General features: G+C 71.3%; 6 protein-coding genes. 5 read left to right on the top strand and 1 reads right to left on the bottom strand.

Annotation, left to right across the window (positions count from 1 at the left end; translation table 11 throughout):
- Positions 1-8: 8 nt before the first annotated feature.
- On the top strand, positions 9-6035 hold the full coding sequence (locus AC3WLE_RS15265; protein ID WP_492356009.1) for an amino acid adenylation domain-containing protein: 6027 nt from the start codon (positions 9-11) through the stop codon (positions 6033-6035).
- 12 nt (positions 6036-6047) lie between these two features.
- Here AC3WLE_RS15265 and fhuF read toward each other — a convergent pair whose 3' ends face one another.
- A complete protein-coding gene (gene fhuF / locus AC3WLE_RS15260) occupies positions 6048-6644 on the bottom strand; it encodes a siderophore-iron reductase FhuF (protein ID WP_492352179.1) in 597 nt (198 codons plus the stop codon).
- A gap of 409 nt (positions 6645-7053) precedes the next feature.
- Between fhuF and AC3WLE_RS15255 the strand changes: the two genes are divergently transcribed.
- From AC3WLE_RS15255 to AC3WLE_RS15240, 4 genes are read left to right on the top strand one after another with little or no spacing between them, the layout of a single operon-like run.
- Complete coding sequence (locus AC3WLE_RS15255; protein WP_492356010.1) at positions 7054-10281, top strand: amino acid adenylation domain-containing protein; 3228 nt, start codon at positions 7054-7056, stop codon at positions 10279-10281.
- Entirely contained in the window at positions 10278-11960 is a 1683-nt protein-coding gene (locus AC3WLE_RS15250) for a cyclic peptide export ABC transporter (RefSeq protein ID WP_492319576.1), read from the top strand. The genes AC3WLE_RS15255 and AC3WLE_RS15250 overlap by 4 nt, the downstream gene beginning before the upstream one ends.
- Positions 11961-11992: 32 nt before the next feature.
- Complete coding sequence (locus tag AC3WLE_RS15245) at positions 11993-13093, top strand: GNAT family N-acetyltransferase (protein ID WP_492319577.1); 1101 nt, start codon at positions 11993-11995, stop codon at positions 13091-13093.
- 22 nt (positions 13094-13115) lie between these two features.
- The gene (locus tag AC3WLE_RS15240) at positions 13116-14516 is read left to right on the top strand and encodes a lysine N(6)-hydroxylase/L-ornithine N(5)-oxygenase family protein (protein WP_492319578.1); all 1401 of its coding nucleotides are present in this window, start codon (positions 13116-13118) and stop codon (positions 14514-14516) included.
- Positions 14517-14743 lie beyond the last annotated feature (227 nt).

Below are 14743 nucleotides of genomic sequence, written 5' to 3'. Positions count from 1 at the left end.
CCGCTCCCATGTCAGATGCATTGAATACCGCGCACGCGCAGGTCGCCGCGCGCTTTGCCCGGCTGGCGCCAGCGCAGCGCGCGGCGTTCCTGGCCGCGCTGCACGACAAAGGCGTGGCCTTCTCCACGCTGCCGATCGTGCCGGCGCCGCGCAGCGAAGCGCTGCCGCTGTCGTACGCGCAGCAACGCCTGTGGTTCCTGCAGCAGCTCGATCCGGCCGGCACCGCCTATCACATGCCGGGCGCATACCGGCTCGAAGGGGCGCTCGACGTCGCAGCACTGCGCCGTGCGTTCGATCGCATCGGTGCGCGCCATGAGGTGCTGCGCACCACCTATCCGACCGACGCGGCCGGCGTGGCGAGCCAGCAGGTGCACGGGAGCCTGCCGCCGGCCTTCGTCGAGATGGAGGCCGATCCCGCCGGCCTGGACGCCGCCATCGACGGCATTGTCCACGCGCCGTTCGATCTCGCCGCAGGACCGCTGTGGCGCGTCGCGCTGATCCGCGAGAGCGTCCAGTCCCATGTGCTGGTAGTAGTGCTGCACCACATCGTCGCCGATGGCGCCTCGATCGTGCGCCTGGTCGCCGAGCTGGCCGCCTGCTACGCGGCCGAAGCCGCCGGCACGCCGGCCGAACTGCCGCAGCTGCCGGTGCAGTACGCCGACTTTGCCGCGTGGCAGCGCAACTGGATGGACGCCGGCGAAGCCGAGCGCCAGCTCGGCTACTGGCGCGAACGCCTGGGCGATGCGCCCGGCGCCGCACTCGATCTGCCGGCGGACCGGCCACGCCGCGCGGCGCGTACCGGCGCGGGCGCCGAGCACACCTTCGTCATTCCGGCCGACGTGGCCGCGGCGCTGCGCACGCTCGCCGGCGCGCATCAGGCCACGCTCAACATGGCGCTGCTGGCCGCCTATGCGGTCTTGCTGAACCGCTACACCGGACAGGCCGACGTCTGCATCGGCGTGCCGGTGGCCAACCGGCAACGCAGCGAAACCGAGGCGCTGGTCGGCTGCTTCGTCAACATGCAGGTGATGCGCGCCGAGGTGGCGCCAGACGAGCCGTTTGCCGAGCTGCTGTCCCGGCTGGCACGGCAGGCGGCGGCGGACCAGGAGCACCAGGCGCTGCCGTTCGACCTGCTGGTGGAGGCGCTTCAGCCCGGCCGCAGCCTGGCGCAGCCGGCGCTGTTCAACGTCACCTTCGACCATCGCACCGCTGGCGCGGCGGCGGTGCCGCAACTGAAGGGGCTGCGCGTCACGCCGCTGGAATTGCCGGTGACGACCGCGCGTTTCGAACTCAGCCTGGCCACCACCGAGCTGCCCGATGGCAGCCTTTGCGGCCGGATCGCCTATGCCGCCGATCTGTTCGATGCCGCCACCGTGGCGCGCATGGCGGGGCACTATGCGCGCCTGCTGCAGGCGTTCGCCGCCGATCCCGCCACGACACCCGCCGCGGCTGTGTTACTGGGCGACGCCGAGCGCGACGCGCTGGCGCGCTGGAGCGAACCTGGCTGCGTAGCACCACTGTTCGTGCCGGTGCACGCACAGGTGGCGGCCCACGCCCGCCGCGCGCCCGAGGCCCCGGCCGTGCTGTTCGGCGATGCCACGCTCAGCTACGGCGAGTTGGATCGCCAGGCCAACCGGCTCGCGCACCGGCTGATCGCGCAGGGCATTGGCGCCGAGAGCCGCGTCGGCGTGGCGCTGGGCCGTTCGCCGCGCATGATCGTGGCGCTGCTGGCGGTGCTGAAGGCTGGCGGCTGCTTCGTGCCCTTCGATCCCACCTATCCGGCGCGGCGCCTGCTGGACATGCAGGAGGACGCCGCGCCGCAGTTGTTGCTCACCGAGCGCGCGCTGCGCGATGCCTTCCCGGTAGCCGAAGGCATGACAGTGCTGCTGGTCGATGACGACGCCGACGCATCCTTCCTCGAACACGATCCCGAAATTGCCGTACACCCGGCGCAGCTTGCCTACGTCATCTACACCTCCGGCTCGACCGGCAAGCCCAAGGGCGTCGCGGTGGCGCACGGCCCGCTGGCAATGCACGTGGTCACCACCGCCGAGTGCTACGACATCACGGCCGCCAGCCGCGAGCTGCATTTCCTGTCGTTCAGCTTCGACGGCGCGCACGAGCGCTGGATGGTGCCGCTGGCCAGCGGCGCCAGCATCGTGCTGCGCGACGACACGCTGTGGAGCGTGGAGCAGACCTACGCGGCGCTGCGACGCCATGCGGTCACGCACGCGGGCTTTCCGCCGCGCTACCTGCACCAGCTCGCCGCCTGGGCCGAATCGCAGGGCGATCCGCCGCCGCTGTGGCTTTATTCCTTCGGTGGCGAAGCCATGCCCCGCGCGGGCGTGGCCCGCCTGACGCAGGCGCTGCGGCCGCAGCACATCATCAACGGCTATGGCCCGACCGAAACGGTGATGACACCGCTGGTGTGGAAGGCAAGGGCCGCCGACGCGGAAGCTCAGGTCACCGGCGCCTATGCGCCGATCGGCCGGCCGGTCGGCGCGCGCAGCGCGTACGTGCTGGACAGCCGGCTCGAACCGGTGCCGGTAGGTGTGCCGGGCGAACTCTATCTCGGCGGCGAAGGGCTGGCACGCGGCTACCTGGGCCGGGCGGGCATGACGGCCGACCGCTTCATTCCCGATCCGTTTGGCGCGCCCGGTGGACGGCTCTACCGCACCGGCGACCTGGTGCGCTGGCAGCCCGAAGGCTGCATCGAATACCTCGGCCGGCAGGACCACCAGGTGAAGATCCGCGGCTTCCGCATCGAACTGGGCGAGATCGAGGCGCACCTGTTGGCGCAGCCCGGCGTTCGGCAAGTGGTGGTGCTGCCGCACCAGACGTCCGCCGGCACGCGGCTGGTCGGCTACGTCGTGGCGCAGCAGCGCGCGGTATCGTGCGAGGCCCTGCGCGCGGCGCTCGCGGCGGCCTTGCCCGATTACATGGTGCCGGCCGCGATCCTGCAGCTCGACAGCCTCCCGGTCACGCCCAACGGCAAACTGGACCGGCGCGCGCTGCCGGAACCGCAGTGGCAGGCCGAGACCGCCTACACCGCGCCGGTGTCAGCGGCGGAGCGGATGCTGGCGGCCGTCTGGGCAGACGTGCTCGGCATCGCGCAGGTGGGCCTGCATGACAACTTCTTCTCGCTCGGCGGCGATTCCATCCTGAGCCTGCAGATCGTCGCGCGCGCCCGTTTGCAGGGCTGGCGGCTGACGCCGCGCCAGGTATTCGAGCACCAGACGGTGGCCGCGCTGGCGCGGGTGGCGGAGCGCGTGGGTGGCACGGCGCAGGATGCGGCCAACGATGACGCTGGCGCGGCGCCGCTGACGCCGGTGCAGGCGGCCTTTCTCGGGCAGCCGCTGGCCGAGGCCAGCCGCAACCGCTTCAACCAGTCGGTGCTGCTGCGCCCGCAGTCGGCCATCGACGCACCGGCATTGCAGGCCGCGCTGCAGGACGTCATCGGCCACCATGCCGCACTGCGCTACCACTTCACACGCACCGACGAAGGCTGGCGCCAGCAGGCCGCCGCTGAAGCCCGGGACGCGGTCGCACTGACGGCCATCGACGTGCCGGACGCCGCGGCAATCACCGCTGTCTGCGATGCAGAGCAGGACCGGCTGGACATCGCCCGCGGGCCGCTGCTGCGTGCGCTGCACCTGCGCGTCGCCAATGGCAGCGAGCGGCTGTTCTTGGTCTGCCACCATCTGGTGGTCGACGGCGTGTCCTGGCGCATCGTGCTGGAAGACCTGCAAGCCGCCTACGCCGCACGGCTGGCGGGACAGGTGGCAGCGCTGGCGCCCGTGGGCGCCAGCTATGCCGCATGGAGCCGCACGCTCGCAGGGCCGGCGCGCGACGTGTTCGCGCCCGAGGCCGAATACTGGCGCACCGTCACGCGCGACCAGATGTCATTGCCATGCGATGGTCCGGGCGGTGAACCGGCGCGCCCGCGCACGGCAAGCTTTGCTTTGGACGTGGCCACGACCGACGCCTTGCTGCGGCGGGCGCATGCCGCCTACCGCACCGGCGTCAACGACCTGCTGCTGGCGGGATTCGCGCGCGCGCTGTGCGCCTTTGCTGGCCGCGACGACATCCGCATCCACGTGGAAGGCCACGGCCGCGAAGCCGAGGCGGCCGGCAGCGCGCTCGATCTCAGCCGCACGGTGGGCTGGTTCACCAGCGTCTGGCCGGTCCGGCTGGCGAGCGTTGCGGACGTCGGCGACACCATCGCCGGGGTCAAGGAAGCGCTGCGCGCGGTGCCGCGCCAAGGGCTTGGGTACGGCGTGCTCAGCGCTCTCGCGCCAGCGGCGCTGCCGCCGTGCGCGCCGCAGGTGCTGTTCAACTACCTCGGCCAGTTCGACAGCAGCCTTGGGGAACGCGGCTGGCAGGCCGCCGCGGAGGATACCGGCTGCGGCGTCTCCGACGACATCCCCTTGCCGGCGCCGCTGGCGTTCGATGGCCGGGTCCAGGGCGGCCGCCTGCAGTTCCGCTGCACCTACAGCGGCGCACAGTTCCGCGAGGCCACCATCGAAGCGCTGATGGCGCGCATCGCGCAGTCGCTGCGCGAGGTGGTCGGGCATTGCGTGGCGCAGTCCGTGGCCCGGCTGACGCCCTCCGATGTGCCGGCCAGCGGGCTGTTGCAGCAGCAACTGGATGCGCTCGCGCTGCGTGCCGACGAGATCGAGGACATCTGGCGGCCCACGCCGATGCAGCGCGGCATGATCCGGCACGGCGCGCGGCATCCCGGCTCGCCGGCCTACACCGTGCAGGTGCAGGCCACCATGGACGGGCTCGACGTGGAGCGCATGGTCGCGGCATGGCAGGACGCGGTGCGGCGGCATCCGGTGCTGCGGGCCCGGGTGGCGTGGCTGCAAGCGGGCGCGGGCATGGAGGCCGAGCCGCTGCTGGTGGTGCCCACGCAGGCCACGCTGCCGGTCAGGCACCACGACTGGCGCGAACGCAGCCATCGCCCTGCCGCGGCCGCCGACGATGCCCAATGGCAGGCGCTGTGCGAGGCCGAGTTCCGCGAGGGCTTCGACCTGGGCCAGGCGCCGCTGATGCGGCTGACGCTGGTGCGCATCGGCGACCACAGCTGGCGCTTCCTCTGGACCTGGCATCACCTGCTGCTGGACGGCTGGAGCATGTCGCGCCTGCTGGGCGAGGTGCTGCGCGGCTACGACGGCGAGCAGCCGGCCCAGCCCGCGGTGTCGCTGCGCCGCTACGTGGCGTGGCAGCAGGCGCAGTCGGGCGCCGATCCTGAACAACGCTGGCGCGAGCGTCTGGCGCCGCTGGCACGCCAACCGGTGCGCATCACGCGCGAGGTTGCGCCGGCACAGCGCGGTCAGCAGATCCGCGCGGTGGAACACGTGGTGCAGGCCGATGCGCTGCGCACGCTGGCCGCTTTCGCCAGCCGCCAGCACGTCACCGTCAACACGCTGGTGCAGGCAGCATGGATGCTGGCGCTGCGCCAGGCCACCGGTGCGCGCACGGTGGGGATGGCCGTGGTGGGCTCGGGCCGTTCGGCGGAGCTGCCCGGCATCGAAGACATCATGGGCTTGCTCGCGAGTACCTTGCCGCTGGTGCAGGCGCTGCCCGACTCGCTGCGCGTGGCCGACTGGCTGCCGGCGCTGCAGGCCGACAACCTGGCGCTGCGCGAGACCGAGCATGCGCCGCCGGCGTGGCTGCAGAGCTGGGCGGCCGGCAGCGACGATGCCGCGCACGCGCCGTTCGACACCATGCTGATCTACGAGAACTACCCGGTCGACAGCACGCTGCGGGAAACCCAGCGCGGCGCGCTGCGCTTCAGCGATGTCGATAACCGCGGACAGATGAGCTATCCGGTAACGGCCATCGTGATCCCGCGTGAAACGCTGACGCTGCGCGTGGAGTACGACACGGCGGCGCTCGACGACAGCGCGGCGGAGGAACTGACCCGGCAGTGCGTGGCGATCCTGCTGGCGCTGCCGGCGCTGGCCGGCGCCACGCTGGGCGAAGTGCCGGTGCGCGTCGAGCACGGCAGCGCCAGCGAGCTGGCGGCCTAGGTGCCGACGGCTTTACCGCAGCAGGCGGCGCGGGCAGTCGCCGCACAGCGTGAAGGCCGGCAAGCGGTAGCGCAGGCAACACAGCCGGCGCAGCCACAGCGTGGTGGTGGTGCCGTCCTGCGTCACGCGGTGCGCGCGCATCGGCGCATGCAGCGGGTTGTCGCGGCCGTCTGGGCGGGTGCGGGTGTCCATCAGCCAGGCGGCGTCGGCCGCCAGCGTGGCGTCCGTGGCCGGCATGCCCGGCTGCAGCAGGGCGGGCGCGTGGCGCAATACCTCGGCGACGACAGCGCCGGCATTGGCCCACAGCAGGCGCGGCGACGCGCCGCTGGCCGCTGCCAGCGCATCGACCAGCGGCGCCAGCAGATCGTCCAGCAGGGCGCCGTAGCGCTGCTGCGGCGGCGCGCCGGGCAACGTCTGGCCGAAATGTGGCAGCAGCAGCGTCACGGCGCGGCCATGCCGATCGGGCCGGACGGCCGCGTCGCGCAAGGGCAGTACGTGGTGCGCCAGCGCAGCGGCGGCCACCGTGCCGGGCAGCAGCGCGGAGAAGCAATGCCGCGCCCAGACCGAGCCGGCCACGCGCGCATCGTCGCCACCGTAGTGGACGGCCATGGCGTGAAGCGCCTGCCGCAGTGGGGCGCGGCCCGCCGGCGCGGACATGAGCGCGGCGGGCATGACGTCATCGGACGTCGTGGGGCCGATGCGTATGGCCTCGGCGTAGTGACGCAGCGGCTCGGGAAACAGTGCAAGCAGGATCGGTAACGGAAACAAGAGGCAGCCCCGTACGGCGTTGCGGATATGCAGTCAACGCCTTTTCTTGGTTGAAAATGAGAATGATTATCAGGTATATTCGCAATTCGCTTTGTAAAGACAATGTCGCACCCGGGCGCCCCCTTGCCAGTCAGTCGCGGCATGGCCGCGGCTGCGGGGCGATCCTGGCCTTGCCGTTCGCGCGGCAAGGCCGTGCGCGCGGTGGCAGCCAGGCCAGCAATGACTGCCTCGCGGCTCCCGAGGAGACCCAATGACGCAGCCTATGCCCGACCTGACGATCCGCGTGCGCGCCTCGCAAGGCCCCGCGCCGCTGTCGTTCGCGCAGCAGCGCCTGTGGTTCCTGCAGCGCTACGCGCCGGACAGCATCGCGTACAACCTGGTGCGCGCCTGGCGCCTGCAGGGCCCGCTGTCGGCCCCGGCGCTGGAGCACGCGCTGGCGCAGGTGACCGCGCGCCATGCGGTACTGCGTACCCGTTTCTCGACCGGTGACGGCGAGCCCCGGCAGATCGTCGACGACGCGCCGCCGGCCGTGCAATGGATCGACTTGCCCGCAGGCGAGCTCGATGGGCTGCTGCGCCGCGAGTCGGCGCGTGTATTCGACCTGCACGCCGCCGCGCCTTTCCACGTCACCGTCGCCCGGCTGGAGGATGGCGCCCACGTGCTGGTGCTGGCCATGCACCACATCGTCTCGGACGGCTGGTCCAACCCGATCCTGGCGCGCGACCTCGCGCGGGCCTATGGCGCGGCCGCCAATGGCAGCGAGCCGGGCTGGACGCCGCTGCCGGTGCAGTATGCCGACTACGCGGCCTGGCAGCGCGAGCGTCTCGATGGCCCTGCGCTCGATGCCGCGCTGGCACGCTGCGCGGACCGCCTGGGCACTGGCATTCCCGCGCTGGAACTGCCGCTCGATGCCCCGCGCCCGGCGCGGCCGGCAGGCAAGGGCGGGCGCGTCCGCTGGACGCTGTCGGACGACGTGGTGGCAGCGCTGCGCAGCTACTGCGCTGGTGGCACGGGTCGGGGTGGCCGGCTCACGCCGTTCGCCGTGCTGCTGGCCGCATGGCAGGCGCTGCTGGCGCGCTACAGCGGCCAGTCCGACTTTGCCGTGGGCGTGCCCAACGCAGCCCGCACGCATGAAGAGCTGGACGAACTGGTCGGCTGCTTCATCAATACCCAGGTCTATCGCGCTCGGCTGACGCCCGGCCTGAGCGGCCACGCGCTGTGCCAGCAGGTCCGCGACGATGCCCGCGCCGCGCTGGACCACGCCGACCTGCCGTTCGAACTGCTGGTCGACAGGCTGGCGCCGTCGCGCGACCCCAGCCGCACGCCGGTGTTCCAGGCGATGTTCAACCTGCAGATGGGCGAGCCCGCCGCCTTCACGCTGCCCGGCCTGCAGGCGAGCGCACTGCCGGTGCCCGACGACAGCGCCAAGTTCGACGTCACGCTCGACCTGCACGCCAGCGCCACGCGCGTGTCCGCCACGCTGGAATACGACGCCACGCTATTCACCGCGGCCACGGCACAGCGGATGGCGCGGCACTATGAACACCTGCTCGGCGCGATGCTGGCCGCGCCCGAGACACCGCTCGAAGCACTGTCCCTGATGGATGAAAGCGAGCAGGCCCGGACGCTGGCCGACGGCAACGACACCGGCCTCGCACTCGACCCGGCCGACGACGTAGTCGCACGGATCGCGCGCGCCGCCGCGGCCACGCCCGATGCCATCGCGGTGACGGACGGCGAATCGAGCCTGACCTATGCCGGGCTGGAAGCGACCGCCAACCGCATCGCGAACTGGCTGGCCGCGCAGGATGTCGGCGCCGAGGCGCTGGTCGGCGTGTGCCTGCCGCGCACGCCCGCGCTGGTGGCGGTGCTGCTCGGCATCGTGAAGGCGGGCGCCGCCTACCTGCCGGTCGACGCCCACCATCCGCCCGCGCGCAATGCCCACATCCTCGGCCATGCCCGTGCGCGCCTGATCCTGGCGAGCGCCGCTACACGCGCCGAGCTCGGCGACAGCGGCGCGGTGGTGCTGGTCGACGGTGACACGCCGCCCTGGAACACCGCTCCCGATACGCAGCCGGCTGCGCAATGCCATCCGGCACAACTGGCCTACACCCTCTACACCTCCGGCTCGACCGGCACGCCCAAGGGCGTGCAGATTTCGCGCGGCGCGTTTGCCAACTTCCTGCGGGCGATCACGCCGGTGGTGCCGATGGATGGAAGCGACCGGCTGCTGGCGGTGACCACGCTCGGCTTCGATATCGCGGGGCTGGAGCTGTTCCTGCCGCTGGCCAGCGGCGCCCGCGTGGTGATCGCCACGCGCGACGATGCGCGCGACCCGGCGCGGCTGGCGGCGCTGATGTCCGCACACGGCATCACCGTGATGCAGGCCACGCCCGCGACCTGGCAGATGCTGGTGACGCAAGCCTCGCCGGCATGGCAGGGGCTGCGCGTGCTGTGCGGCGGCGAGGCGCTGGGGCGCGAGCTGGCCGCGGCCCTGCTGGCCAGGGGCGCGCAGGTCTGCAACGTCTATGGTCCCACCGAGACCACGGTCTGGTCCGCGGCGCATGCGCTGGCGGGCGAGGGCGCTCTCGCGTGGGCGGTCGCGCCGGTCGGCCTGCCGATCGCCAACAACCAGCTCTACGTGCTGGACGCGCGGCTCGAGCCGGTGCCCCCGGGCGTGGCCGGCGAGCTCTACATCGGCGGCGCCGGGCTGGCGCGCGGCTATGCCGGGGATCCGGCCCGCACCGGCGCGGCCTTCGTGCCCAACCCGTTTGCGCCCGGCACGCCGGGCGCCATGGCGGGCGACCGGCTGTACCGGACCGGCGACCTGGCGCGCAAGCGTGCTGACGGCATCGTCGAGTTCCTCGGCCGGCGCGACCACCAGGTCAAGGTGCGCGGCTTCCGCGTCGAACCGGGCGAGGTCGAGGCGGCGCTGAGCGCGTGCCCGCAGGTGAGCCAGGCAGTCTGTGTGGCCCGGCAGGGTCCCGACGGGATGGCGCGGCTGTGCGCGTATTACGTGGCCGCCACGGCTGGCGATGACTCGGACGACGCCATCCTCGCGCGCTTGCGCGAGCAGTTGCCCGGCTACATGGTGCCGTCCAGCCTGACGCGGCTCGACGCGCTGCCGCTCAACGCCAACGGCAAGGTCGACCGCCAGGCGCTGCCCGAGCCGGCCGCGCCGCGCGCTCCGGCGGCGCTATCGACGCCAACCGAGCACGAACTGGCGGCGCTGTGGTGCGCGGTGCTGGACGTGGCCCAGGCCGGGGCCGACGACGACTTCTTCCTGCTGGGCGGCCATTCGCTGCTGCTGGTGCGGCTGCAGACCCGCATCCGCGAGCAGATGGCCTGCGAACTGGCGCTGCCGGCGCTGTTCGCTGCGCCCGTGCTGCGCGACATGGCCGCGGCGATCGACCAGGCCGGCCGGCGCGATGCCGACGCCGACCTGGCCTTCATGAACGACCTGCTGGAGGCCCTGTGAATCTGTTCCTCTCATTGCGCCGCCGCTTCGGCGGCCTGCTGCTGCTGGCGCTGGCCGCGGGCACCTGCAGCGCGCTCGCCGGCATCGCGCTGATTGCCGAGATCAACCGCATGATCGCCGCGCCGGCGGCGCTCGAAGCGGGGCGCATCGGCGTGCTGCTGGGCCTGCTGGCAGTGCTGTTCGGCTGCGGCTTCGGCTCGCAGGCGCTGCTGACCGCGCTCGGCCACCGCGTGGTGTACGACATGCGCCTGCGCATGCTCAAGCGCGTGCTCGATACCGACGTGGAGCGCCTGGAAGCGATCGGCGGCCCGACCGTCTATGCCACGCTGACCAAGGACATCGCCTCGATCGGCATGGCCTTCAACCGCGTGCCGTTCGTGTTCTACAACGGCGTGCTGGTGCTGGGCGGGCTGCTGTACCTGGGCTGGCTGTCGTGGCAGCTGTTCGTGCTCGGTGCCGCGGTGCTGGGCGCAGGCGTGCTGCTGGCGCAGCGCTGGGTGCTGCGCATGCGCACCCTGATGAAGGCGGTGCGCGACACCGACGACCGGCTCTACGCCGGCTACCAGGGCGCGATTGATGGCCGCTATGAACTGGCGCTCAATGCCTGGCGCAAGCAGAGCTTCTACCAGCGCGACTTCGAGCCCGCCGCGGAATTTGCGCGCGCACATGAGGTGCGCGCCGACCGCTACTGGGTGCTGAGCCTGTCGTTCACCGCGACGCTGATCCTGGGGCTGGCGTGCGCGATCTTTATCGCCGGCGATGCGCTGGGTATTGGGCGCGAGCGCATCACCGCCTTCGTGCTGGTGCTGATGTTCCTGCGCATGCCGCTGAACGACCTGGTCGGCACGCTGCCGATCCTGATGACCGGCAACGTCGCGCTGCGCAAGATCGAGACGCTGCGCCTGGCGCCTTACACGGGGGATTTCGCGCTGCATTCGGCCAATACCGCCGCTGCACCGCCCGCGCCGGGCACGCCGCTGATCACGCTGCAGGACGTGCGCTACGACTATCCAGGCCAGGGCGACGAGCGCGGCTTCCGCCTCGGCCCCGTGTCGCTGACGCTGTCCGCCGGCGAGACCGTCTTTATCGTCGGCGGCAACGGCAGCGGCAAGTCGACGCTGATGAAGCTGCTGGCGGGCCTGTACCAGCCGAGCGCCGGCAGCATAGCGCTCGGCGACAAGCCGGTGAGTACCGCCGAGCTGCCCTGGTATCGCAGCCATTTCGCCACGGTGTTCTCCAACGCCCATCTGTTCGCGCGGCTGGTCGGCCCGGACGGGCGCTTCGACGCCGCGGTGGCCAATGCCTTCCTGAAACGGCTGCACATGGACCACAAGGTCGCCATCCGCGACGAGCTGCTGTCGACCACGCAGCTGTCGCAGGGGCAACGCAAGCGGCTGGCGCTGCTGGCGGCTTATGTCGAGGCGCGCCCGGTGCTGCTGCTCGATGAATGGGCGGCCGACCAGGATCCCGTGTTCCGCGCCTACTTCTATGAATCGCTGCTGCCGGAGCTCAAGCGCAGCGGCAAGACCATTGTCGCGGTCAGCCATGACGACCGCTATTTCCACGTGGCCGACCGCGTGATCCGCGCCGACAGCGGCGTGATCCGCGCCGACAGCGCCACTGACAGCGCGGCCGCCCCCGCCGCGGCCGGCCAGACCGACCATCAGGCCGCCGCATGACGCGCGCCACCAAAGACAGGGAGTCAGTTCACATGCAAAGCAATGCCGCGCCTTTGATGACCCACGCGATCGCGAGCCAGCCCTGGTTGTCCGCGACGATCCCCATGCTGCAGAGCCGCTGGCAAGGCTCCGCGCTGCAGCTAAGCCTGGATGGCACGCCGCTGCAGGCCTGGCAGTTCACGCCCGGCACCCAGCCGCGGCTGGCGCTTGCCGACGCCGACCCGGCCCACCCGCTGGCGCGCGCCGCCACTTTTGCCGCCTGCGAGGCGGTGCTGGCGCGCGCCCCCGCGACGCAGGCCATCGCGCTGGACCTGCCCGAAGCCATCGCCAACGCAATGCTGCGCGAGGGCAGCGCCACGCGCGCGGCCGGCGGCGAGCTGGTGACGCGCGTCGAGCAGCTCTGGCAACTGCCGGCGCTGTGGCACACCGGCACCTCGGGCCGCGACTATCCGCTGCAATACGCGATGACCCAGGGCCGGCGCCATCCGCTGCGCGCGCCCAAGCCGTCGGGCCAGGTCTATGCACGCCATATCCCGTGGCTCGGCCAGGTGTTCTCGATGCGGGTGGCCGATCTCGATGCCGACCTGGCGTGCTTCCACGGCTGGATGAACGATCCGCGCGTGGCGGCGTTCTGGGAGGAAGAAGGCGATCTGGCAAAGCATCGCGATTACCTGTCGGCGCAGCTGGCCGACCCGCACACCATCCCGCTGATCGGCTGCCTGGACGGCAAGCCGTTCGCGTACTTCGAGGTGTACTGGGCCAAGGAGAACCGCATCGGCCCGTACTACGACGCCGGCGACTTTGACCGCGGCTGGCATGTGCTGATCGGCGACGGCGAGATCCGTGGCAAGGCTTATATCAGCGCCTGGCTGCCGTCGCTGATGCACTACATGTTCCTGGATGACCCGCGCACGCAGCGCATCGTGGGCGAGCCGCGCATCGACCACGTGCAGCAGATCCGCAACCTGGACCGTTCCGGGTTTGCCAAGGTCAAGGCCTTCGACTTCCCGCACAAGCGCGCCATGCTGGTCATGCTGCTGCGCGAACGCTTCTTCGGCGAGCGCCTGTGGGTGCCGCAGGAAGACGGGCAGGCGCAGCTGTCCAGTGCAGAACCGACCGCGCTGGCGGCCTGAGCCAGCCGCGCAAGGAGAGACCATGCTCTATTCCGCTTCCAACTTCGCCGCCCACGGCACCGATGCCGGTGCAGGGCCCGTGCTCGACCTGCTGGGCATCGGCTTCGGCCCTTCCAACCTCGCGCTGGCAGTGGCCCTGCGCGAGATGCTGCCGCAGCAGGCGCCGTTCCGCTTCGGCTTTATCGAGAAGAAGCCGGGCTTCGTCTGGCACGGCAATATGCTGCTCGACAACTGCCGCATGCAGATCTCGTTCCTGAAGGACCTGGTCACGATGCGCAATCCGGCCAGCCGCTATACCTTCATCAACTACCTGCACGAGCGCGAGCGGCTGCTGGACTTCATCAACACCCGCACCTTCTATCCCAGCCGCTACGAGTTCAACGACTACCTGTCCTGGGTGGCGGGCGATTTTGCCGACGCCTGCCACTACGGCGAGGAAGTGGTCTCGGTCGCGCCCGAGCCCGCCGGGGGCAATGGCGAGCTGGCCTGCCTGCGCGTGACCTCGCGCACGGCGCAAGGGGCGCTGACCGAGCGCCGCGCGCGCAACGTGGTGGTCAGCGTCGGCGGCGCGCCCAGCATTCCGGACGCCTTCGTGCCGCTGCGCGGCCAGCCGCGGGTGTTCCATTCGTCCTCGTACCTCGAGTCGCTGGAGCGCCTGGAACGCACCGCGCCCGTGCGGCGCGTGGCAGTGATCGGTTCGGGCCAGAGCGCCGCCGAGATTTTCCTGGACCTGCATGGCCGCGAAGGCGGCATTGCGGTCGACCTGGTCAGCCGTGCGCCGGCGCTCAAGCCGGCCGACGACAGCCCCTTTGTCAACGAGATCTTCAATCCGCGCTATATCGACTACCTGTTCTCGCGGGCAACGACCGAGCGCGAGCAGCTGCTGCGCGAGTTCGGCAACACCAACTACGCAGTGGTCGATACCGACCTGATCGAAGCCATTTACGAGGTGCTGTACCAGCAGAAGGTCACCGGCAAGGTGCGCCACCGGCTCCTGGCCGGAAGCGAGGCCCGCCATGCCGAGGCCGATGCCGACGGCGTGCGGCTGGACATTGCGCGGCGTGACGATGGCGCGCATCAGTTGCAGCGCTATGACGCGGTCATCCTCGCCACGGGCTACCGGCGCGAGCTGCACCAGTCGCTGCTGGCGCCGCTGGCGTCCTACCTGGACGACGCCAAGGGCTTCCAGGCCGACCGCGACTACCGGCTGCAGATGGCGCCGGGCTGCCAGGCGGGCGTATTCCTGCAGGGCTGCTGCGAAGCGACGCACGGCTTGTCGGACACGTTGCTGTCGGTGCTGGCGGTGCGCGCGCAAGAGATTGCGGCCGCCGTGCTGGGCAACCGCGCGGGTGTGGCGTGCGCCATGGAGGCCGAGCCGCCTCGCAGCCGCCCCGCGCGCGTCGCGCACGCCGGCACGCACTGAGGTATCGCCCATACAAAGCAACATGAGGACCGGCGGCCGCGACCAGGCGGCCAGCCGGGTCCCACGGCCTGGATTTTCACAACCGAGCAGGGGAGTAAGAAGGCAATGAAACACAGCAACAGACGCGCGACCGAACGCGCGCGGGCAACACGGCATGGCTCCGTGCAGTGCCGCACCGCCATGCGCTGGATCCCGGCCGCTGTTGGCCTGATGGTCAGCGCGTCGGC

The sequence above is a fragment of the Cupriavidus sp. FW306-1B-F12B genome, from assembly GCF_058781795.1.
Note: the sequence above shows the minus strand (reverse complement) of the source record. Positions and strands in the feature narration are given on the sequence as shown.